15 protein-coding genes and 2 pseudogenes are annotated in these 20,400 nt (G+C 63.9%); 10 read left to right on the top strand and 7 right to left on the bottom strand.

From position 1 onward, the window contains the following. The first annotated feature begins 368 nt into the window (after positions 1–368). The 3 genes from RA167_RS06860 (at position 369) to RA167_RS06850 (ending at position 5,116) form a co-directional block, all read left to right on the top strand. The gene (locus tag RA167_RS06860) at positions 369–542 is read left to right on the top strand and encodes a hypothetical protein (RefSeq protein ID WP_175972394.1); all 174 of its coding nucleotides are present in this window, start codon (positions 369–371) and stop codon (positions 540–542) included. 369 nt (positions 543–911) lie between these two features. Then, positions 912–2,732 (top strand): VRR-NUC domain-containing protein, encoded by a 1,821-nt coding sequence (locus RA167_RS06855; RefSeq protein ID WP_076784983.1) that lies wholly within the window; start codon positions 912–914, stop codon positions 2,730–2,732. Continuing rightward, complete coding sequence (locus RA167_RS06850) at positions 2,732–5,116, top strand: ATP-dependent DNA helicase (protein WP_076787170.1); 2,385 nt, start codon at positions 2,732–2,734, stop codon at positions 5,114–5,116. The genes RA167_RS06855 and RA167_RS06850 overlap by 1 nt, the downstream gene beginning before the upstream one ends. A gap of 154 nt (positions 5,117–5,270) precedes the next feature. Here RA167_RS06850 and zwf read toward each other — a convergent pair whose 3' ends face one another. Further along, positions 5,271–6,755 (bottom strand): glucose-6-phosphate dehydrogenase, encoded by a 1,485-nt coding sequence (zwf, locus tag RA167_RS06845; protein WP_076787168.1) that lies wholly within the window; start codon positions 6,753–6,755, stop codon positions 5,271–5,273. Between the two features lie 286 nt (positions 6,756–7,041). On the opposite strand from zwf, the gene pcaD reads away from it, so the two are divergent. Further along, a complete protein-coding gene (pcaD, locus tag RA167_RS06840; protein ID WP_076784981.1) occupies positions 7,042–7,833 on the top strand; it encodes a 3-oxoadipate enol-lactonase in 792 nt (263 codons plus the stop codon). A gap of 159 nt (positions 7,834–7,992) precedes the next feature. On the opposite strand, the gene RA167_RS06835 is transcribed toward pcaD, so the two are convergent. Beyond that, complete coding sequence (locus tag RA167_RS06835) at positions 7,993–10,296, bottom strand: hybrid sensor histidine kinase/response regulator (RefSeq protein WP_175972393.1); 2,304 nt, start codon at positions 10,294–10,296, stop codon at positions 7,993–7,995. A 234-nt stretch (positions 10,297–10,530) separates the two neighbouring features. On the opposite strand from RA167_RS06835, the gene RA167_RS06830 reads away from it, so the two are divergent. Then, positions 10,531–11,412, top strand: coding sequence for a cytochrome c oxidase assembly protein (locus RA167_RS06830; RefSeq protein ID WP_083705950.1), 882 nt, complete (start codon positions 10,531–10,533; stop codon positions 11,410–11,412). 152 nt (positions 11,413–11,564) lie between these two features. Beyond that, entirely contained in the window at positions 11,565–12,740 is a 1,176-nt protein-coding gene (bamC, locus tag RA167_RS06825) for an outer membrane protein assembly factor BamC (RefSeq protein ID WP_076787166.1), read from the top strand. A 283-nt stretch (positions 12,741–13,023) separates the two neighbouring features. Here bamC and RA167_RS06820 read toward each other — a convergent pair whose 3' ends face one another. The 3 genes from RA167_RS06820 to RA167_RS06810 all read right to left on the bottom strand — a co-directional run bounded on the left by RA167_RS06820 (position 13,024) and on the right by RA167_RS06810 (position 14,624). Beyond that, a complete protein-coding gene (locus RA167_RS06820; protein ID WP_076787164.1) occupies positions 13,024–13,284 on the bottom strand; it encodes a DNA-binding protein in 261 nt (86 codons plus the stop codon). A 145-nt stretch (positions 13,285–13,429) separates the two neighbouring features. Then, entirely contained in the window at positions 13,430–13,702 is a 273-nt protein-coding gene (locus RA167_RS06815; protein WP_076784978.1) for a hypothetical protein, read from the bottom strand. A 202-nt stretch (positions 13,703–13,904) separates the two neighbouring features. After that, on the bottom strand, positions 13,905–14,624 hold the full coding sequence (locus RA167_RS06810) for a YdcF family protein (protein WP_083705949.1): 720 nt from the start codon (positions 14,622–14,624) through the stop codon (positions 13,905–13,907). Between the two features lie 151 nt (positions 14,625–14,775). On the opposite strand from RA167_RS06810, the gene RA167_RS06805 reads away from it, so the two are divergent. After that, positions 14,776–15,138, top strand: a complete 363-nt coding sequence (locus RA167_RS06805; RefSeq protein WP_370642937.1) for a hypothetical protein — start codon at positions 14,776–14,778, stop codon at positions 15,136–15,138. Positions 15,139–15,232: 94 nt separating this feature from the next. Here the strand turns inward: RA167_RS06805 and RA167_RS06800 are convergent, their stop codons facing one another. Further along, positions 15,233–15,457 (bottom strand): hypothetical protein, encoded by a 225-nt coding sequence (locus RA167_RS06800; protein ID WP_076784976.1) that lies wholly within the window; start codon positions 15,455–15,457, stop codon positions 15,233–15,235. Positions 15,458–15,778: 321 nt separating this feature from the next. Then, positions 15,779–16,174 (bottom strand): annotated as a pseudogene (locus RA167_RS06795) (transposase); the annotation flags it as partial. 469 nt (positions 16,175–16,643) lie between these two features. Between RA167_RS06795 and RA167_RS06790 the strand changes: the two are divergent. The 3 genes and pseudogenes from RA167_RS06790 to rluB all read left to right on the top strand — a co-directional run bounded on the left by RA167_RS06790 (position 16,644) and on the right by rluB (position 20,362). After that, positions 16,644–17,546 carry a LysR family transcriptional regulator gene (locus tag RA167_RS06790; protein ID WP_076784975.1) on the top strand — a complete coding sequence of 301 codons (903 nt, stop codon included), beginning with the start codon at positions 16,644–16,646 and terminating at the stop codon, positions 17,544–17,546. A gap of 289 nt (positions 17,547–17,835) precedes the next feature. Next, positions 17,836–18,405, top strand: a pseudogene (gene scpB, locus RA167_RS06785) (SMC-Scp complex subunit ScpB); the annotation flags it as partial. Positions 18,406–18,661: 256 nt separating this feature from the next. Then, positions 18,662–20,362 (top strand): 23S rRNA pseudouridine(2605) synthase RluB, encoded by a 1,701-nt coding sequence (gene rluB, locus RA167_RS06780; RefSeq protein WP_076784974.1) that lies wholly within the window; start codon positions 18,662–18,664, stop codon positions 20,360–20,362. Positions 20,363–20,400 lie beyond the last annotated feature (38 nt).

Raw genomic sequence — 20,400 nt, 5'->3', positions numbered from 1 at the left:
CTGGCGCTGTTGCTCAGCGCCAGCGCCCAGCCCAGCCCAGCCCAGCCCAGCCCAGCCCAGCCCAGCCCAGCCCAGCCCAGCCCAGCCCAGCCCAGCCCAGCCCAGCCCAGCCCAGCCCAGCCCAGCCCAGCCCAGCCCAGCCCAGCCCAGCCCAGCCCAGCCCAGCCCAGCCCAGCCCAGCCCAGCCCAGCCCAGCCCAGCCTAGACTAGACTAGACTAGACTAGGCAAGGCAAGGCAAGGCAAGGCAAGGCAAGGTTTTCAGGCCAGCCAGCTTGAGTCCGCGTTGTGATTTTGTGGCTCGGGTAGCTACGTGAAGCGCTATGCGCTGGAAAACGGCGCTCACCGGCTGATATGGCCGACGCAGACGATGGCCGAATGCACGACTGCGGCCGATGTTGATGCTCAGGGCCAGTTCATCGCCGTGCAGCAGAGGCTGCAGAACAGCGAGTTTTACCAGGAGCAGCAGCCCGATGAATGGACAAAGCAGCGCGTGCTGGTCTATTTTGGCAAACCTGCGGAAGACCGCGTACTTGTCCGTTGATGAAGTGAGAGGTTTGGTGCTACTGATACCTGGAAGATGGGTAGGGTACTCACTGTTCCATTTGGTTTTGATGACGACGGCGCGCTGCGCAGCATGCAGAAAAGCCCTGATCCGCCGCACGAGCAGAACGGCGACAACCGCCCATTCTGAGCGGCCATCCGCGCACCGTACGTTAGTCCTCCGTTGCCGGACCAGGCGTAATGACGCGGTACTGCCGCTGTGCCACTGTGCGGGCTGTTCGATTTAACCCCACGTTACCACACCACATTCGCCAGCTTCCTTAAATTGGTCGCATCGAGGGGACGCGGGTGACTCAACGCAGCCGACGCTGGTATCATCTCGTACTGTATATCTATACAGGATTAGACGATGGACGCGATTCTCGCCGGCGGCGTGGACCCGTTCTACTATGTCGCAAACTTTCGCCGCGCTATCGCATGGTTGAGCGATCGATGCGATGACCTGCTTGACGGGCAAGAACGGGCCTTCATCGACGCGTTCGAGTCGTTGCCCCACGCGTCGCGCGCGCTGCTGGTCCGGATGTTGATGCGCAAAGGACCATTGTTTCGCACGGACAAGCTGCGGTATGCCGAGATCGGTGAGCCACTTGCCGCATGCGAGCCATTGATTACGCGAGGCTGGGTCGAACTCGATCCGCCGATGTCAATCGACGAACTGTTCACTGTGGCGACCAAAGCCCAGCTCGAGCGCCGCTTCGTGGCGGCAAAGGCGGCGCGCGGCACGAAGGCGGCGTTGCTTGACGCGCTGCGCGCTGCGTATCCCGGTGTACAGCATGCGTATTCGGTCTGGTGCCCGGACGAGCCAGCAAAGGTCGTCCACTTCCTGCTGGGACCCCTGTGTGATCGCCTTCGATTGATGTTTTTTGGGAATCTATGGCAGGACTGGTCGGAGTTCGTGCTAGCCGATCTGGGTGTCTTCCGCTACGAAGCCGTGCGCTTGGATGGATCGTCTCGCGCATTCCAACAGCGCGAAGATGTCGATGCCTATTTCTCGTTGCATGCTTGTCGCCAGGCGCTGAACGCGGCCCCCGATGACGCGACGTTGGACACATTGCTGGCGCAGGCGCGCGCATGTCCGACTGGTAATCTTTGGCTCGACATGCGTCGCGCCAAAGTGTTGTTTCGGATCGGCCAGCACTGCGAACGGCGGCGCGATTGGCCACGCGCGCTGCATGCGTACGAGGCGAGTACATATCCGGATGCCCGCTATCGGCGAGTGCGTGTGCTCGAGACACTCGGTCGCCGCGATGACGCATTGGCGCTTGCTGCGCAAGTCGTACGGACGCCGGTCAGCGAGGGCGAGGCACAGCGCGCCGCGCGTACCCTTGCGCGGCTACAGCGCGTGCCGCGTGCCGCACGGCAGCAGTCACCTTTGACGGTGCAATCGGCATGTGGCGAACGGCTATCCGGCCGGAACCGCACACCTTCATCGCAATCTGATTTATCGGCATCGGCAATGCCGATCTCGCGCAGCGACTGGCTCTTGCCCATGCCCACCGCACCGATGCGGGTCGAGCACGTATTGCGCGCTCATCTGCATCGTCCGGAGGCGCCGGTATTTTATGTCGAAAACGCATTAATCAACACTTTGTTTGGCCTGTTGTGCTGGCAGGTGATATTCGCGCCGATACCCGGCGCGTTCTTTCATCCGTTCCAGCGCGGGCCAGCGGACCTGGACACGCCGATGTTCGTCGCGCGTCGTCAGGCGCTGTTCGATGCCTGCCTGCAACAACTCGACGATGGTCGCTATCGACGCACGATCGAGGATAATTTTGCCGCGAAGGCTGGGATTCAGTCGCCGTTCGTGGCTTGGGGCGTGCTCGATCCTGCGTTGTTGACGCTCGCGCTGGACTGCATGCCGGCCGCCCACCTGAAGCTGTGGTTCGAGCGGTTGCTGCGGGACATCTCGCGAAACCGCTCCGGATTGCCGGATCTGATCCGATTCGTGCCGGCCGTGCGTTCGTATGAATTGATCGAAGTGAAAGGGCCCGGTGACCGGTTGCAGGACAACCAGGTGCGCTGGCTAGCTTACGCACACGAAAAAGGGCTGCCGGTCAGCGTTGCGCACGTGCGATGGCTTGCCGGTGGGGGCAGCAGGCCGGCGCCGCCCGCCGCTGTCAACCATGCGATCCCGGACAGCGTCAGCGCGCCGGCGCAATGGACGGTGTGATGCGCTATGTGATTGCCGTGCGCGCATTGTGCGAGTTCACGGCGAAGCAAGGCGACTTGGATCTGCGGTTCACGCCGTCTCCCAGCGCCGAGGAGGGCAGGATCGGCCATCGCGTCGTTGCAAGCCGCCGCCACGCGGACTACCAAACAGAAATCAGCGTCACGGGCGAGTTTCAAGAACTGACGGTGCGCGGTCGCGCGGACGGCTACGATCCGCAACGGGGTCGGCTCGAGGAGATCAAGACGTACCGCGGCGAATTGGACACGATGCCAGACAATCACCGCGCGCTGCATTGGGCGCAGTTGCGGGTGTACGGCTGGCTGTTCTGTCAGCAGGCGCAAGTGCCGTCGATCGAACTCGCGCTCGTGTACTATGACATCGCGGCTGGACACGAAACCGTGCTGACCGAGACGGCGAGTGCCGCTGAGTTGAAAGCGGCGTTCGAACAGCAATGTGCGCGCTTTATCGAGTGGGCGGTGCAGGAACGGGCGCACCGCGCCGCGCGCGATGCGATGCTGCACGGTCTGCAGTTGCCCTTTCCAGCGTTCCGTGTTGGCCAGCGCGAGCTTGCTGAGGCAGTCTATCGCGCGGCGCGCGGCGCCCGTGTGTTGCTCGCGCAAGCACCAACAGGCATCGGCAAGACGCTCGGGACGCTGTTCCCGTTGCTCAAGGCCTGTCCGCGTGCCTCGATCGACAAAGTGTTTTTTTTGAGTGCGAAGAGTCCTGGACGGCAACTGGCATTGGATTCGCTGCAGTCCTTGATGCGTGGTGCAGCGGGCTCGCCACGATCAACAGAATCAGCAGCAGAATCCACGCGGGCCGGATCCGGGATGGTCGGGCGCACAGGCATCGACATGCGCGTGCCGGGGTCTCCCCCCGCGCTGCCGCTGCGCGTGGTTGAACTGGTCGCGCGCGACAAGGCGTGCGAGTATCCGGGTAATGCGTGCACCGGGCAAGCATGCACGCTCGCGCAAGGTTTCTATGATCGGTTGCCGGCTGCACGCGAGGCGGCGTTGGCAACGTACTGGCTTGATCGTGGCGCGCTGCGCGAGGTGGGCTTGACTCATCGCGTGTGTCCATACTACCTGGGCCAGGAATTGGTGCGCTGGGCTGATGTGATCGTCGGCGACTACAACTACTATTTCGACACCGGTGCCCCCTTGTTTGCGTTGACCGTGCAAAACCAGTGGCGGGTCGCCGTACTGGTGGACGAGGCGCACAATCTGCCCGAACGGGCGCGGGCAATGTACTCTGCCACGCTCGAGCAGGAAGAACTGGCGCAGCTGACTCGTGGCGCGCGCGGCATGCTGGGCACCGCACTGCGTCGCTTGCAGCGGTGCTGGAATACGCTGAATCGCGCGCAGGCCGAACCGTACCGCGCTTTTGACGTGCTACCCGATGCATGGCTATGCGCGCTGCAGCGCACCGTTGGTGCGATCGGCGAGCATCTGGCCGAGCCGCAACTGGTGCCGAACGTGCGCCTGGAGCGCTTCTATCTCGATGCAATTCACTTCTTGCGCATCGCCGAGCGTTTCGACGAGCATTGGATGTTCGATGTCACACTGACCACGCTGGAGGGGTCCACGGCGCGCGCCACGTCACGCTCGACGTTGTGCATCCGCAATGTCGTGCCGGCGGCGGCATTGCGCGCGCGCGTGGTGGCCGCTCATTCGATGACGCTTTTTTCCGCGACACTGTGGCCCGCGCGCTTCTACCGCGACGTGCTCGGACTACCGGACAGTACCGTTAATGTCGACGTCGACAGTCCGTTCAGCAAGGAACAACTCGCCGTGTACGCGACGTCGTCGATCTCGACCCGCTATCGTGACCGCCAGGCGTCGCTTGGTGCACTGGTTGAGCGGATTGCCTCACAGTATGCGGCGCTGCCTGGCAACTATCTGTGCTTCTTCAGTAGCTTTGAATACCTAGAACAGGCGGCAGCGCTGTTCAGCGCTACGCATCCATTGATTCCGGTGTGGCGGCAAGCCAGAGCGATGGACGAGCCGGCACAGCGCGCCTTCATTGCCCGCTTCGAGCCGCACGGCCGCGGTATCGGATTCGCTGTGCTCGGCGGTGCATTTGCCGAGGGTATTGATCTGCCCGGCACGCGGCTGGTCGGCACGTTTATCGCCACACTCGGAATGCCGCAGATCAATGCGGTGAACGAACAGTTGCGCGAGCGGATGCAACGGTTGTTCAGTGCCGGATTCGACTATACGTACTTGTTTCCGGGGGTGCAGAAAGTGGTGCAGGCCGCAGGCCGCGTGATCCGCAGCGAGACGGATCGGGGTGTCGTGCACTTACTGGATGACCGCTTTATGCGACGCGACGTGCGCGCGTTGCTGCCACGCTGGTGGAAGGTCGAGCCGGAGAGCCGCCGCTAGGCAGCGGCCCGACTACCAGCCGGGCAGCGGGGCGACCCCTCGCGGCGCAGCGGGTCAACTACCGGCGGGGCAACGGGTCAACGTATCGGCCAGGCACCAGTCCAACCACCCGTCCGGAATACCGGTCCGAAACACCCGGCTGCCGCCCGCTGCGTCATATTTCTTCGGCCCACGACATATTTTCGTGTGCCATCAGCGCGGACGAAGCGGTGGGCCCGTAGGTGCCGGCCGTGTAGGTGCGCGGGCGCTCATCTAGTTCGCGCCAGCCTGCCAGGATCGGCTCGACCCAGGCCCAAGCGGCTTCCAATTCATCGCGGCGCATGAAATGGGTCAGGCGTCCCCGGATCACGTCGATCAACAGCCGCTCGTAGGCTTCGGCGCGGCGCCCCGTGAACGCCTGCTGTAAGCCCAGGTTCAAATTGACGGGCAGCATGTGCATGCCGCTGCCCGGCTCCTTCGCAAGCATTTGCAACTGGATCGATTCCTCCGGCTGTAGTTGAATGACCAGCCGGTTACCGTAGTTGCGCGGTCCACTCGGGATGATTGAGAAAGGCAAGTCGGCGAAATCGATGACGATCTCGGAGCGCCGCTTTGGCATCCGCTTGCCGGTACGCAGGAAGAACGGTACGCTGGCCCAGCGCCAGTTGTTGATGTGCGCACGCAGCGCGACGAACGTCTCCGTGCGGCTGCCTGGCGGCACGTTATCTTCCTCGAGATAGCCCTTGACTGGCTCCCCGCCGATCGCGCCCGCGGTGTACTGGCCGCGCACCGTGTTACGGGCGATGTCCGAGACCGTCATCGGACGCAACGAGCGCAGCACCTTAAGCTTTTCGTCCCGTATCGCGTCAGGATCGAGCGACACAGGCGGTTCCATCGCCACGATGCACAGCAATTGCAGCAGGTGGTTCTGCACCATGTCGCGTAGCGCGCCCGTTTGGTCATAGAAACCGGCCCGGCTGCCGACTCCCACGGTCTCGGCGACTGTGATTTGCACGTTCTTGATGTACGGTGCTTGCCACAACGGACCGAAAATCGCGTTGCCAAAGCGCAGCACCATCAGGTTCTGCACGGTTTCCTTGCCCAGATAATGGTCGATTCGGTAAATCTGCGATTCGGCAAAGTACTGGCCGACCGACGCGTTAATCGCACGTGCCGACGCGAGGTCGTGTCCCAGCGGTTTTTCGAGCACGACGCGCGATTGTTCGTTGACCAGCCCGCACGCGGCGAGGTTGTCGCAGATCGTCGTGAATAGCTCGGGTGATGTGGCTAAGTAAAACACGCGTTGCGCTTCGGGCCGGGACGCCGCGACGAGGTTGGCGTAGTCGGGTGACGAGCCAACATCGATCCGCACGTAGTCGAACAACGCTAGAAAACGATCCCACGCCTGTTTGTCCAGCGCACTGCTGTCGACGAACGGCCGCGAGTGCTCGTCGATGAACGCGAGGTACTGGTCGCGCGAGAAGTCCTTGCGGCCGATCGCGATGATCCGCGTGTCGGCCGGCAGGTTGCCGTGCAGATGCGCCATGTACAGCGCCGGGAGCAACTTGCGGGCCGACAGGTCGCCGCCGCCGCCGAAGATGATCATGTCCAGTGCGCAGGCGGATGCGGCAAAGGCTGCGGAAGAAGCCGTGGTCGTCATGATGCGTGCGTGTCGCGGGCCGGTTGAGTAACCCGTATGGTGCATGGTTATACGGATTTTTGCACGCTCCCGCGCATTGCGCGCTTAACGTCGCCGCGCAATCAACTCGCAGACGCGTTGTGCCGCGTCGAGCAGTGGTGCAAGCCACGATTGGATCATCTGCGTTCTGGTGACACTAACCGGCTTACTTGCGCTCGAGCGCGTGTGAAGTGGGCGTGCTTCAATGTGCCGTAGCGGTCGTGTAGCCCGCCCGCGCATTATCTGAACGACTGACGAGGGATCCATCATGCCATTTGCGTCGATCGACGGAATTCACCTGCATTACCGTATTGACGGTGCCGAGCATACCGATGCACCGTGGGTCGTGCTGTCCCATTCGCTGGGCACGCGGCTCGCGATGTGGGATGCCCAAGTCGTGGCGCTGAGCGCGCATTTTCGCGTGTTGCGTTACGATACACGCGGACACGGGCAGTCGGATACGCCACCGGGGCCCTATACAATCGGACGGCTGGCCGATGACGTGGTCGCGTTGCTTGACACGTTGGGCATCGAGCGTGCGCACTTTTGCGGTTTGTCGATGGGTGGGCAGACTGGCATTGCGCTCGGCGCTTGCCATGGCGATCGGCTGATCCGGCTGGTGTTGTCGAACACGGCATTCAAGATCGGCTCGCCGCAGGTATGGAACTCGCGCATCGCGAAAGCGCGCGGCGAAGGCATGGCCGGCTTGGCTGACGCGATCATTGAGCGCTGGTTGACGCCGGGATTCCGCGAGCGGCAAGCCGCACAGGCTGAGCTGTTGCGGGCGCAATTGGTGGCCACCGACCCCGATGGGTATGCCGCAAACTGCGAGGCGGTGCGCGATGCACACTTGCGCGACGCACTGGGCCGCATCACTGTGCCGACGTTGGTCATCGCCGGCACGCACGACGTTGTGACGAGCCCGGAGCAGGGCCGGGCGATGGCCGCAGCGATCCAGGGGGCGCAGTATCTCGAACTCGACGCATCGCATATCTCGAACATCGAACAGCGCGACGCGTACAACCGCGAGTTGGTGGCATTCCTGCGGAGCGCCGCATAATAGGGGCTGCTGGCATAAGCCATCGTCATGCCGCGTGAGGAAGCGCGGAGCGCAGCACGTCAAAATTGACCGGCATCGAACAGCGCGACGCGTACAACCGCGAGTTGGTGGCATTCCTGCGGAGCGCCGCATAATAGGGGCTGCTGGCATAAGCCATCGTCATGCCGCGTGAGGAAGCGCGGAGCGCAGCACGTCAAAATTGACCGGCTTGGGTAGCACCAGCAGGCCTTCACGTTGCGCCAGACTCAACTTGTCGGTGTGCCCGGTGATCAGGATGACGGGCAAACTGGGGTCCGCGTCGCGCAGCGCGATGGCCAGGTCGATGCCGTTCATCGGGCCGGGCATGGTCACATCACTGATTACCGCATCGTATCGCGCGTGCCGACGGTAGAGCTGCAGGGCTGAATGGGCGTCCGGCGCGGTGGTGACTCGATGACCGTCCAGGTTCAGCACCGCCGCCGTTGCTTCGGCGACCTCGTTATCGTCCTCTACCAACAGGAGTTCAAGCCCAGTCATGCCGGTCAAGGCGTGGCGCGCGCGCGCCGCGCGGCTCGGCCGGCCGTCGGGTACCACGTTGGCGTCCGCCGGCACCGTGGCGGGCGATTGCCGCGACAATGGTTCACCGGGCGCCGGTGCGGGAATCTCGCCGTCAGACGCCAATGGACGCGGGACAGCCCCGTCGCGTTCGGCAGCGTGCGGCCCGGCGTGGGTGGGTGCCTGGGCTTCGGCGGCGGCCGCCGGCAGGAACAAGGCGACCGTCGTGCCCACGCCAGGATGGCTAATGATTTGCGCATCGCCGCCGGCCTGCTGGCAAAAGCCGTAGACCTGCGGCAGTCCAAGCCCGGTGCCTTTGCCAAGTTCCTTGGTCGTGAAGAATGGCTCGAACGCGCGCGCCGCCACGTCGGCGCTCATCCCGCAGCCATTGTCGCTGACCGCAATACGCACCCGATCCGGTTCGGCTATTGACGCTGCGCCGGCGTGCTCGTGCGTCGCCTGGTGGTTGTTGGCCGAAATGGCGATCCGGCCGCCGGCCGGTAGCGCGTCGCGCGCGTTGGCCACCAGGTTGATTAGTGCAAGCTGCAGGTCAGTGGGGTCCGCCAGTACGGGCCATACGCTGTCGGGCACCGCGATGCGCACGTCGCACTGCGGGCCGGCGCATGCCTCGATCAACCCCTTCCACTCGGCCAAACGGCTGCGCAGGTCGATCCGTTCGGCCCGCGTAGGCTGCTTGCGCGAGACGCTGAGCAAACGACGGGTCAGGGCTTCGCCAGTGTGCACGGCCCGTTCAATGGCCCGCCACTGCTTTGCCATGTTGCCCTCACCCATCTTCAGGCGGATCAGCCGCGCATTCGCGGACAGCACCATCAGCAGGTTGTTGAAGTCGTGCGCGACGCTGCCGGTCAGCCGGCCCAGCGATTCCATTTTCAGTGCGTGCCGATAGTCTTCCTCAGCCGCACGCCGCAGCGAAGCCTCCGCCTGCCATTGGCGCCATGCTTTTTCCTCGTTATCAAGGCGGCGCAGTGCGATGAACGCCACCAAAAACAACGCGATGCTGGGCACGACTGAAAAGCCGGTGACGATTGCGGTGCGAGCGAGCCAACGCGAGAACACCTGGTCCAGCCGTAAATAGTCGGTGACGTAGACGTCGCGCGAGCCCACGCGCCGGTAGCCGATGATCGCTTGCGTATCGGCCAGGTGGACCCGCTCGGTGCCGCCCAGTTGCGCGGCTAGCACGCCGCGCGGCACCGGCGGCTCGATGTCGCCGGGCGCCGGCGCCGGATAGCGGGCGAGCAACGTGCCATCATTGCGCATCAGCGCGAGCTGGCCGATGTGGCTGCCGGTCACGAGCTCACGATAAAAGTCTTCGAAGTACGATGCGCGGATCGACAGGGCGACGACACCGGCAAATGAGCCATCGCTGAGATGGCGCGGCGTGATGACATCAAAGATGCGGTCACGGTGTCCCCGTAAAGGGATCGCCTCGGTCACGTAGTCGCCCTGGTTCCACCGGGCGGCGTTGCGGAATGCATCGGTCTGCGCAAGACTGCGCGGCACGCCCAGATAGGGATCGTTGGTGACCACGAGCCGGCCGCTTGCATCGTACACGCTGACCGCGGCCAAGTGATCAAAAGGTGCGGCAATTGAGCGCAGCTTGGTGGTCATTGCGTAATCACCCAACGCACCGCCATGGGATTCGGCTTCATAGATTGCCTGCAGGACCCTGTCCCGGATCACTTCATTGAGCTCGAACACCTTCAGCGCTTGCTCTTCGGTGATCCGGGACGAACGTGTGGCAAATCCACTGGCGTCATCCAGCGCCTTGTGCCAACTCGTTATGCCGTAGTACAGCAGGAACCCCGCCGGTAGTACGACGGTGGCGATCAGCAGCACGACCAATGCGCGGCGCAACGTGACGAAGTCGCGCACCGGCGCGTTGGGCTCGGCATGTCCGGATAGCGGCAAGGGCCAGTCCGCCCCGACGGTTGCACGATTGTCGGCGGTTGCTGGTTCGCTCGGCCCTGCAGGTCTTTTCGCAGGCGTGCGCATCTCAAATAGGGACACCCTTGTCGACGAAAGATCCTCTATTTTAGGACCATCGCGTGAACTCGGGCCGGCCCTGGTTCGCTTTGCTGTTAAGATGGTGCCGCTTTTTACCGGCCGGCGCCGCTGGAGTGCGCCGCATCGCTCCACCTTATCATGTCCTCGTTGCTTCGTTTCCTGGAACCGTGGGAGCCCTCATTCGGGCTGGTGTTAGTCTTTGTCGCGGCCGCCGTGCTGTTCGCGCGCGGCACGCTGCACCAACGCGTGGGCATCGCGCGCCAGGCGGCGTTCTGGACAGGTCTCGTGCTGCTGTATGTCGCGCTGCACACGCGAGTGGACTATTACGCAGAGCATCAATTCTTCGTCCACCGGCTTCAGCACCTTGTACTGCATCACTTGGCGCCGCTGCTGGTCATGTCTGCCTATCCAGGCAGCGTGATGCGTGCCGGCATGCCGCCACGCTGGCGCGGCATGCTGCATCGGGCGGCCCGGCGGCGTGCGTCGCGTATGGCCGGCGCCGTGCTGCTCAACCCGGCGTTCATCTCGTTGGCGTTCGTGATCTCGGTGCTCTTCTGGCTCATTCCGTCCGTGCAATTTATTTCGATGCTCGACTGGCGCATCTACTTGTTCATGAACTGGTCGGTGACGATCAGTGGTCTGCTGTATTGGTGGATGCTGCTGGATCATCGCCCGAGCCCGCCCAGTCGGGTAAAGCCGGGCATGCGGGTGTTGTCGCCGGTGATCACGATGACGCCACAGCTCTTGGCCGGTGCGATCATCACGTTCTCCTCGCGCGACCTGTACCCGATCTTCACGTTGTGCGGTCGCGCCATGGACCTGTCGCCGGCGCTGGATCAAAGCCTGGGCGGACTGATCATGTGGGTGCCCGCGGCCATCATTGAAACGATCGGCGGCCTGATGGCGCTGCGGCACATGATGCGCCTGTCAACGCTGCCGCCGCGTCGTCCCCCCGCGCAGCGCGCGTGGGCCGCCATGTCGGCGGGCGTTGCTCCTCCATCGCAAGCAGGCCGTTCATAGCGCGGGGTCGCTGTGCACCACTGACGCGTCGAGCCGGTGGCACGGTTCGCGCGTCATGGTTCTCGCGTCATTTTTGCACCTTGCAAAAAGAGATCGGTACAATGTTCGGTTGTTTGCCGGGCATTGGTCCGGGCGCATGCGGAAAGGATTCCATGAAACTGATTCAAACCCGTCTCAACTCGCGCTTTGTTGCTGGTGCCCTCATTGCCGGTGCCGTGGCGGCCTGCAGTTCGCCCCATCCGCAGGCTATCGATTACAAGAGTGCCACGCGGGCAAAGGCATCGTCGCTGGCCGTGCCCCCGGACATGACCAACGAGATCGCCGACCAGCGTTCGCTGCCGCCTCAAGGCGGCTCGGCGTCGTTGTCCGGATTGCAGCAGGTGCAGCAATCGGCGCCTGTGCCGGTGGGCGACGCGGTGCTGCCGCCGGTGCAGGGCATGCATATCCAGCGCGAGGGCACGCAGCGCTGGCTAGTGATCGACAAGCAGGCGCCCGCACAAGTGTGGCCCCAGGTGCGGCGTTTTTGGCAGGAGCAGGGCTTCGTGCTGTCGCTGGACGCGCGCGATCGCGGGATCATGGAGACGGACTGGTACGAAACCCATCCGCATGTGCCGGATGGCCTGATCCGCAATACATTGTCCAAGGCGCTGGGCACCGGCTATACGACTGGCCTGCGCGACAAGTACCGCACGCGGCTTGAAAACGCGCCGGACGGCGGAACGTATGTGTTCATCAGCCAGCGCGGATTGCATGAACAGTTGTTCGGCTCGAACAATGAGCAAAGCCGATGGGAAGATCGGCCAAATGATCCGGCGCTGGAGGCCGAGTACCTGAAGCGGTTGATGCAAGCGTTGGCGCGTAATCAGCAGGGCGGTGCGGCGACGGCCGCCGAGCCGGTGGTCGCATCTGCGCCCAAGGCCACCGACGCGACGGCCAGTGCGTCGCAGGCAGCGCGCAAGGCGTCGGAGGCCGCCGCGGCACCGACCGGGCCGACCTATATTACGCTTGCCGAGCCTTATGACGACGCGTGGCTGCGGGTTGGCGTGGCGTTGGACCGGAACAATTTCACGGTCGATGACCGCGATCGCACGCGTGGCCTGTATTTTATTCGTTACGTAGATCCGAACGACTTAAGTTCGGCCAAACAGGGCTTTTGGAGCCAAGTATTCCATGGCCGCAAGGAAAAGGCGGCGAAGCAATACCGTGTGAATGTGCGCGCGCTGACCGAGACGCAGACGAGGGTCGCGATTGTGGACGAGAGCGGACAGATTGACGATTCGAAACAGGCACGCCAGATTCTGTCGCTGCTGATTGACCCGCTGCGCTGACCCTGTGGCTGTTGATCGACTGGTTGCGCTGGCCTTGTCGCTACCGATCGACCCGTTGCGGCTGGCCTTGTCGCTGTTGATTGACCGGTTGCGCCGGCCCTGCTGCTGCTGATCGCCCGCGCTGACTGCCAAGCCCGGCGCCTTGCCCGTGCCGAGGCGGGCCCGGTGACTCCGTTGCTTATCCTCGTAGGGCGATGGGTTGGGTCCCTGCCTCGTGCTGTGAAGCAGGGGCGCTTTTTCCGCGTTGATCGGGGTCGCGTTGACCGGGGCGGCGGCACACGCGTCAGTGTGCGTCGACGACGTCCAGAATCAGGATGATTGTCCAGTCCGCTTCGCCCTCGTGGTGATACTGTCGCTCCGCGACGATGAACGGCTGCTGTTTGCCCGGCGGGCCCAGAAACAACACGTCACCCTCGACGGGCAGGCATTCGATCGGTGGCAGCGCGATGTACGGTTCGTCGCCGCGTGCGGTGCGCGGCATTAGCTTCTCGACCTTTTTCGAGGCTGCCTCAGTCCATTCGATTTCGAGTTCTATATTACTCACCCTATCCTCCATGTCGTTACGCTCGTGCATCGGGCGCGGGACTGTAACACGAAACCGACGCCCATAAAAAAGCCGAAGCCTGCGAGGCTTCGGCCCGATGGCGCCTTAGCGCGCGGCATGCCGCACCGCCCGCCGATTGCAGCCGTTACTGGCTTGTTGCTGACAGTGCGGTAGCCTCGGCCTCGGAGGCGTGCTGCGCGTGCCCGCCCTTATGCTGCTTGGCAGCCTTGTGATGCTTGGCCGGCGCGTGCGAGGGTGTTGCTGGAGCTTCCGATTGGGCAGCTTCCAGTGCCTGGGCGCGCTGCTCAATGTCGGCCGCCTTGGCCGGGTCGGTACTCATCGTCACGCCGCGATCGGTCTGCGCATATGCCGTTGCGGCAAATAAGGAAACGAGCAATGCCAGGGACACTTTCTTCATTTTTACCTCCGTAGAGTGACAGCGTTCTCGGGCCCACGGCCGGAAGAGCCGCAGAGTACGCATTCTAGCCAGTAAATGGGCTACTCGCAGCGACAATGTAACGACCTTGCCGCGACGTGACATTTTGTTGCATATCGCGGAAACAACAAATTTTATTCAGCGGTCATTTTACGCGCATACTGTCGGATCGGTCTGGGGGGTATCAGAACCATCCGATTTGCCGGTAGACGTGAAACTGCGCAAGGCCGATCCATTCGTGCCATGCGAGGCTGGTATTGATGACATGGGCGAGGTGAGGCCTCCAGCTTGGGCGTCGCCATCTGTGGTTGGCTGCGAACGGCACGACGTTGATGTCGAAGTGGTGAAAGTCGAGCAGCGCGCGCGGCAGGTGGTACGCTGACGTGATCAGCACGATCTGATCATAGTGGTGCTGGCGCAGGATCGCACCGGTGTTGCGGGCGTTTTCGTATGTGTTCAGGCTATCGGGCTCGAGCACGATGTTGGCTGCCGGCACCCCGCGCGATACCAGATGCGGTTGATAGTTGGCCGCCTCGCTTTGCTCGTGTTTTTGGGGATTGCCGCCGCTCACCACCAGCGTGCACTGCGCGCGCTGCGCACGGCATAGCGCGAATTGCGCGGCTGCCGCGTCGATGCGTCGCCACGCGTCGAACTTCGGCACCAGCCGATACGCATCGTCATATTCCGTGCCGCTGCCAAGCATCACGATCGCGACGTGGCCGGCGTAGCGCAGGGAGCTCGCGGTTGGCACACGGGTTTCCAGTGCGTGCAGCGCCGGTTCGCCGAGCCATCCGGCGCACAGCAGGTAGGCGAACAACGCCGCCGCGACGCAGATCATACGGTGGTGACGGCGTGATACGGCGAGGGCGACGAGCCAGAGGAGCACAACGAATGCAACGAGCATGGAAGTATTGTTTCAGACGTCGCCCCGGCCGACTGCGTGCCGGTTGAGGCGACCGAGTTCAGGCGGTGAGTGTCAAGGTTTGCTGTCCGCTGGGTCGAGCCGTGCTGGTAACGGTGCCCAGCCGGTCGCGGCGCGACGATTATAAGCGGACATGTCGAATGCACCGGCCACCCTGGCCGGTGCCAACGTGGAGGGCGAGATGGATTATACGAACGAGGCCGTGCTGGAGGGCCTGCGGCGCGCGCAATACCGGCAGGTGCCGTGGCCGCGTCGTCCGCGAGTGTTTGAGTTCCTGCGCGAGCAAGGGCTGATTGGTACTGCACGGCAACCTTCGCCGCTCGTGCCAGGCTACCATGCGCCCGTGGATATTGCGGTGCTTAGCGCTCAGGGCAAGACGGAGTTGGGTCGACTGGAGCGCCGTGCGCGCCTGCCTGCGTGGTCTGTCGAGCGCGAGCTTCGTTATGCGTGCGACGCGGCCGCGTCGCTGCTCGCGCGCGCCGAGCCTCAACCGTGAGGGTGCGCAGCATCGCGCAGGGCGGCCTGCCGCGGAGGCAGGGCAACGGAAAAAGCCCGTATCCGTGCGGATACGGGAACATACCGGATGTTACTCATTGCCACGCTGTGCTCATGGCATAGCGTCGGACAGGATGGGTGCGCGCAGGTTCCCGCGCGTTGCTTTCGATATCGCTGCGCAGATCGCCCCGCGGGACCGGCGCAGTCAACGCTCCGCGTACATACGCGCTGCGTTCGACGCGCTCGGCACGGCTGGCGCGCGCGGTTGCGCCGATTGACGATACCGCTATGCCGCAGACGATCCGGGCCTTCACGCTCATTGTTGCTCCCTAGGGCCGATCGAGGTGACGTCTATTGCTTCGATTCCACGATAAGCGCGGGGGAGAAAAGCCGCTGTAAATAAAAGTAAATGAATGTTTCCCCGTGCCAGCCGGGTAATGGGGCGCGCTGTCGGGCCGGCGTACCGATGGCGCCACCTCGGACCGCCCAGTGACGGGGGATGATTGCGCGAGTAGCGACCAGTGACGTGAAACGCACTGAAACAAGCTGCCGCTTCGCGCTCCGAGCAGGCGTGTGCGTGCTGCCTCGGTAAAAGCGCTTCGCCCGGCACGCGAGCGGATCTGCGAGTGTCAGTCAAGTCAGGCCATCTTCACCGGTGCGTGCCACGACTCGGGATTAGTCCAGAACGCGCCACGCAGCCGGTCGGCGCTCGGTGGTGTGGAGGGCTTGATGGCCGACGCGCCGATGCGGCCGCGCAACGTGATTTGGCGCCCAGTGCCGGCGAGGCGGCGCACGACCTCGGCCAGTGTGCCGTCAGCCTGCCACTCGTCAAAGCGCCGGCGACAGGTCGGCGGTGACGGATAACGACCGGGTAGCTTGGACCATCCTTCTCCGGTCGACAAGACCCAGAGTACGGCATTGACCACGGCGCGCGGCTCCACGCGTGGCCGACCGCGACGTTCGACGCGCGCCGGCTCCTCGCAGAACAGCACCTCGACCAGTGCCCACTCGTTATCTTTTAAATCGTCGAACAGCATCATCATTTCACCTCAACGAAGCAAACCCCGGCGCACCGCGCCGCGCCGCGCACCTCGATCGCGACCCTGGCAGCGGGTCGCCGGTCCCCGGGAAGCAGGCGTCGCTTGGGTTGCCGCCTTGGCCAGGTTTGTGCGCATGGCAAACGCAGGATCCGTGCCATTGGTCCGGCATGCAGAGGCTGCAGCGCCAGCCAGGGTGGCCGGTGGCGGCGGCAGCTGGCGTGCATGTCCGGTTAGTTGTGTATCTCAATACGGAATGGCCTGATAAGAAATCGGGACAATCACCAATCGCGTGCACGTGGTGCTACGTCGGTGTGCATCGATGCCTGATGGTGCACCGCCGCGGTATATCGCGTCGCGCAACAGGGCTCGCTGCGCCGCCGTCGTGGCGGCGACGCAGCTTGCGCAACGCAGCAGCGTGCAAGTTCGGCGTATGATGCATCATTAAACGTATTGATGAATTCTGTAAATGAATGTAACGCTCAGGCAACTCCGGGTCTTCATCGAAGTTGCGCGTCGGCAAAGTTTCAGTCGGGCAGGCGATGAAATCGGCTTGACGCAATCGGCCGTCAGCCGCTGCGTGCGCGAGTTGGAGATCGAACTGGGATTGAAGCTGGTCGACCGCACGACGCGCGAGGTACGCCTGACGGACGCGGGCGCCAACCTGCTGGGCGGCGTGTCGCGGCTGCTGTCTGATCTAGACCAAGCGCTGCGGGAGATACGGGAGATTGGCGAGCAGCGGCGCGGCCGGGTGATCGTGGCCGCTAGTCCGACCCTTGCATGCCGGCTGATGCCTCGCGTCGTTGCCCGCTGTCAACAACAATTTCCGTATATCCAGCTTGGCCTGCGCGACGATGTGCAAAGCGATGTGGTGCGCAAGGTGAAGTCCGGCGAAGTGGACTTTGGCGTGATCGTTGGCGGTCTGGTGGCGGACGAACTGGTTGGTGAGCCATTGATGACCGACTCGTTTTGCGTCGTCTGCCCGGCCAATCACCGGCTGGCTGCCAGCTTCCAGGTGCAATGGGGCGCTTTGGCCGGCGAGTCGCTCGTGCTGCTCGGCCCGGAGTCGGGCAGCCGGCCGATCATCGACCGGGCGCTGCGCGAGCATGGCGTCGTCTCGCCGGTCGTGCAAGAGTTGGGACACTCGGCGACGGTGTTCGGATTAGTCGAGGCCGGCGTGGGCATTAGTGTGCTGCCGTGGCTGTCGCTGCCGTTGCCGGCCAATTCCGGACTTGTCGCGCGTGCGTTGCTGCCACGCGCGCAACGCACGGTGGAACTCGTGCGCCGCCGCGATCGTTCACTGTCGCCGGCTGCCCAGGCGGTATGGGAACTGGCGCGCACGCTGCCCGCCCGGGCTGAGGATCTGACATGAGTGGGCCTCGCGACACGCTGAGCGTGGCACACGGCACACGGCGGCTCACGCGCGTGCCTTGATCTTTACGCGTTGCGTTTTTTTGCGTACTATAACGTTCAGTCACGTGATTCCTTATGGAATTCCTCTGGCTACCCGGCGCGGTGTGGTCCGTGGTCATCTTGCCAACCCCCGGGCGTGCTCGCATCAATATGATCGATCAGAAGCGGGCGAGCGCGGTCTTTCGTCATGCGCGCTGTTCAGGCGCTTTTGATCCGGTTCATTGACCAAACAGGTCTGGTCCAGCTGAATGAATACCCAAGAGGCGAAAATCGTCCTCGAGACTGCTTTGATTTGCGCACAGGAGCCGCTCAGGGTCAGTGACATGCGCCGACTATTTGCCGACGAGATCTCGGCTGATACGATCCGGGCGCTGCTTGAAGACCTGCGGATGGACTGGCACGATCGGGGTGTCGAGTTGGTATCGGTAGCAACGGGATGGCGATTCCAGAGCCGTCCGGCAATGCGTGCGTTCCTGGATCGGCTCAACCCGGAGAAGCCGCCAAAGTATTCGCGTGCAGTACTCGAGACACTCGCGATCATTGCGTATCGTCAGCCGGTCACGCGTGGCGATATCGAGGAGATTCGCGGTGTCACAGTTAATACGCAGGTCGTCAGGCAGCTGGAGGACCGTGGATGGATCGAGGTGATCGGGCATCGTGACGTGCCCGGGCGGCCGGCGCTGTACGCGACGACTAAGCAGTTCCTGGACGATCTTGGGATGGCCACGCTGGACGAGTTGCCGCCGCTGTCTGACCCGAGCCCACCGGGACAGGCCGATCGGCTGGCGCAGCGCGCCATCGAGTTTGCCGAGAGCGACGAGGAACTGAACTGCGCTGCGGTGATCGGTGAGGAAGTTCCGCCCGCGCACGATCCGGTAGATGGGCTAGCAGCGCATGGCAATACCGACGGGGGGGACGGGCACGCACACCCAGCAGCGACGGCCGCAACTGGCGACGTCGAAAAGATTGATGAGCAGGCGCCGAGCGACCCGATATCGCACGACGTTTGACACGTACACCGACCCCGGCGCAGCCGAATGGCGCATGCCGGCATTCTGACACTCAGAGGTTGTTTTGAACGAGAACCACGATCCCGATTCTCCCGAGTCCGGTCCTGCCCGCGTGGCGGCCGTGGACGATCGCGATGCGGGCCAGCGCGCCTTGCCGGTGCTGCCGGTCGCGGAAGGCAGCGACGGCCAAGAGCGGCCACGGCGAGGTTTGCGCCGCGGGCCGCGCAGCCTGATCGCTCGCCGTCGCGCGGCGGCCAAGTCGAAGGCGATCGATGTTATCGATGCTGCGCCGGCTGCGGTGACCGAGGCGCCGCCCGACGGCGCGATGGTCGCGCATGTGCGCATGCCCCGCAAAGATCCCGCCAACAAACGCCAGGGCAAGGGCGCCAAGCGTGACCTTGAGGCGCGCCGCGATGCCGACGCCCCCCGTCGCGAGCCGCGCGCCAGGCGTGACGCCAGCGTGGCGCCGGCCGGCGGTTTCCAGAGAGGCGGGGGACGCGACGAAGGCCGGGGGCGCGACGACGACGTATTCGCCTATGTCACGTCGCCGGCGTTCGATGCCGATAACACGGGTGCGGGCGGTGTGCGCGCGCCAATGCTGCGGCGCGGCCGCAAGGGCGGCGTGCCGGCCAGCAAGCGCGCGTTGTCGGCCGACGACGACGCGCCAAAGCTGCACAAGGTGCTAGCCGAAGCCGGCATGGGCTCGCGTCGCGAAATGGAGGAATTGATCATTGCTGGGCGCGTGTCGGTCAATGGCGAGCCGGCGCACATTGGCCAGCGGATCATGCCAACTGACCAGGTGCGCATCAATGGCAAGCCGGTCAAGCGCAAGCTGCCGAACAAGCCGCCGCGCGTGCTGATCTATCACAAGCCGGCAGGCGAAATCGTCAGCCATGCGGATCCGGAAGGTCGCCCATCGGTGTTCGACAAGCTGCCGCCGATGAAGACGGCGAAATGGCTGGCCGTCGGTCGGCTGGATTTCAATACCGAAGGCTTGTTGTTGCTGACCACATCCGGTGACCTCGCGAACCGTTTCATGCATCCGCGCTACCAGGTTGAGCGCGAATATGCGGTGCGGGTCATCGGCGAATTGGCCGAGAGCGCGCGGCAGAAGCTACTCAGCGGCGTCGAGCTAGACGACGGTCCGGCGAGCTTCCTGCGTATTCAGGATGGCGGTGGCGAAGGCACCAATCGCTGGTACCACGTGGCGCTTGCAGAAGGTCGCAACCGCGAGGTGCGCCGCATGTTCGAAGCCGTGGGCCTGACCGTCAGCCGGCTGATCCGCACGCGCCATGGCCCGATCGTTCTGCCGCGTGGTCTCAAGCGTGGCCGTTGGGACGAACTCGAGGACAACCAGGTGCGCGCGTTGATGTCAGCCGTTGGGTTGAAAGGACCGGGCGAGGACAAGGCGGAGCGCAGCAAGGCGACGCCGCGTCGCCAGCCCGATCCGATGCAGACGGCGCTCGGCTATATCGGCTACGATGCGCCGGGTCCGCAGCGGCGATTTGGCCGCGGTGCGCGCAGCGGCGCGAACTGGACTTCGTCCACGCCGCCGGTGCCCGGGTATACCGGCTTTGCCGCCGCGCACGGGCACGGCAATATGACGGGTGGTAACCGCGATAACCGTGACGCCAATGGCAACCGGGCACCCGGCAAGGGCGCGCAAAAGAGCAATTCGCATGGGGGGCGCGGCGCGCAGACGGCGCCGCGCCAAGGTGGTGCGCGGCAGGGCGGTGCACCGCGGGGGCGTCCGCGCGGTCGTTAAGCGTGCTCTTGCCGGAGGTGTCTCTCGTGCGTGGCATA

It is taken from the genome of Mycetohabitans endofungorum (assembly GCF_037477895.1).
Lineage (GTDB): Bacteria > Pseudomonadota > Gammaproteobacteria > Burkholderiales > Burkholderiaceae > Mycetohabitans.
This window is presented reverse-complemented; position numbering and strand designations above follow the sequence as displayed.

Bases quoted from the DNA above. Each gene is read 5' to 3' on its own strand.
- RA167_RS06860 (WP_175972394.1), top strand. From the start codon at position 369: ATGGCCGAATGCACGACTGCGGCCGATGTTGATGCTCAGGGCCAGTTC.
- RA167_RS06855 (WP_076784983.1), top strand. From the start codon at position 912: ATGGACGCGATTCTCGCCGGCGGCGTGGACCCGTTCTACTATGTCGCA.
- RA167_RS06850 (WP_076787170.1), top strand. From the start codon at position 2,732: ATGCGCTATGTGATTGCCGTGCGCGCATTGTGCGAGTTCACGGCGAAG.
- zwf (WP_076787168.1), bottom strand. From the start codon at position 6,755: ATGACGACCACGGCTTCTTCCGCAGCCTTTGCCGCATCCGCCTGCGCA.
- pcaD (WP_076784981.1), top strand. From the start codon at position 7,042: ATGCCATTTGCGTCGATCGACGGAATTCACCTGCATTACCGTATTGAC.
- RA167_RS06830 (WP_083705950.1), top strand. From the start codon at position 10,531: ATGTCCTCGTTGCTTCGTTTCCTGGAACCGTGGGAGCCCTCATTCGGG.
- bamC (WP_076787166.1), top strand. From the start codon at position 11,565: ATGAAACTGATTCAAACCCGTCTCAACTCGCGCTTTGTTGCTGGTGCC.
- RA167_RS06815 (WP_076784978.1), bottom strand. From the start codon at position 13,702: ATGAAGAAAGTGTCCCTGGCATTGCTCGTTTCCTTATTTGCCGCAACG.
- RA167_RS06810 (WP_083705949.1), bottom strand. From the start codon at position 14,624: ATGCTCGTTGCATTCGTTGTGCTCCTCTGGCTCGTCGCCCTCGCCGTA.
- RA167_RS06805 (WP_370642937.1), top strand. From the start codon at position 14,776: ATGTCGAATGCACCGGCCACCCTGGCCGGTGCCAACGTGGAGGGCGAG.
- RA167_RS06800 (WP_076784976.1), bottom strand. From the start codon at position 15,457: ATGAGCGTGAAGGCCCGGATCGTCTGCGGCATAGCGGTATCGTCAATC.
- RA167_RS06790 (WP_076784975.1), top strand. From the start codon at position 16,644: ATGAATGTAACGCTCAGGCAACTCCGGGTCTTCATCGAAGTTGCGCGT.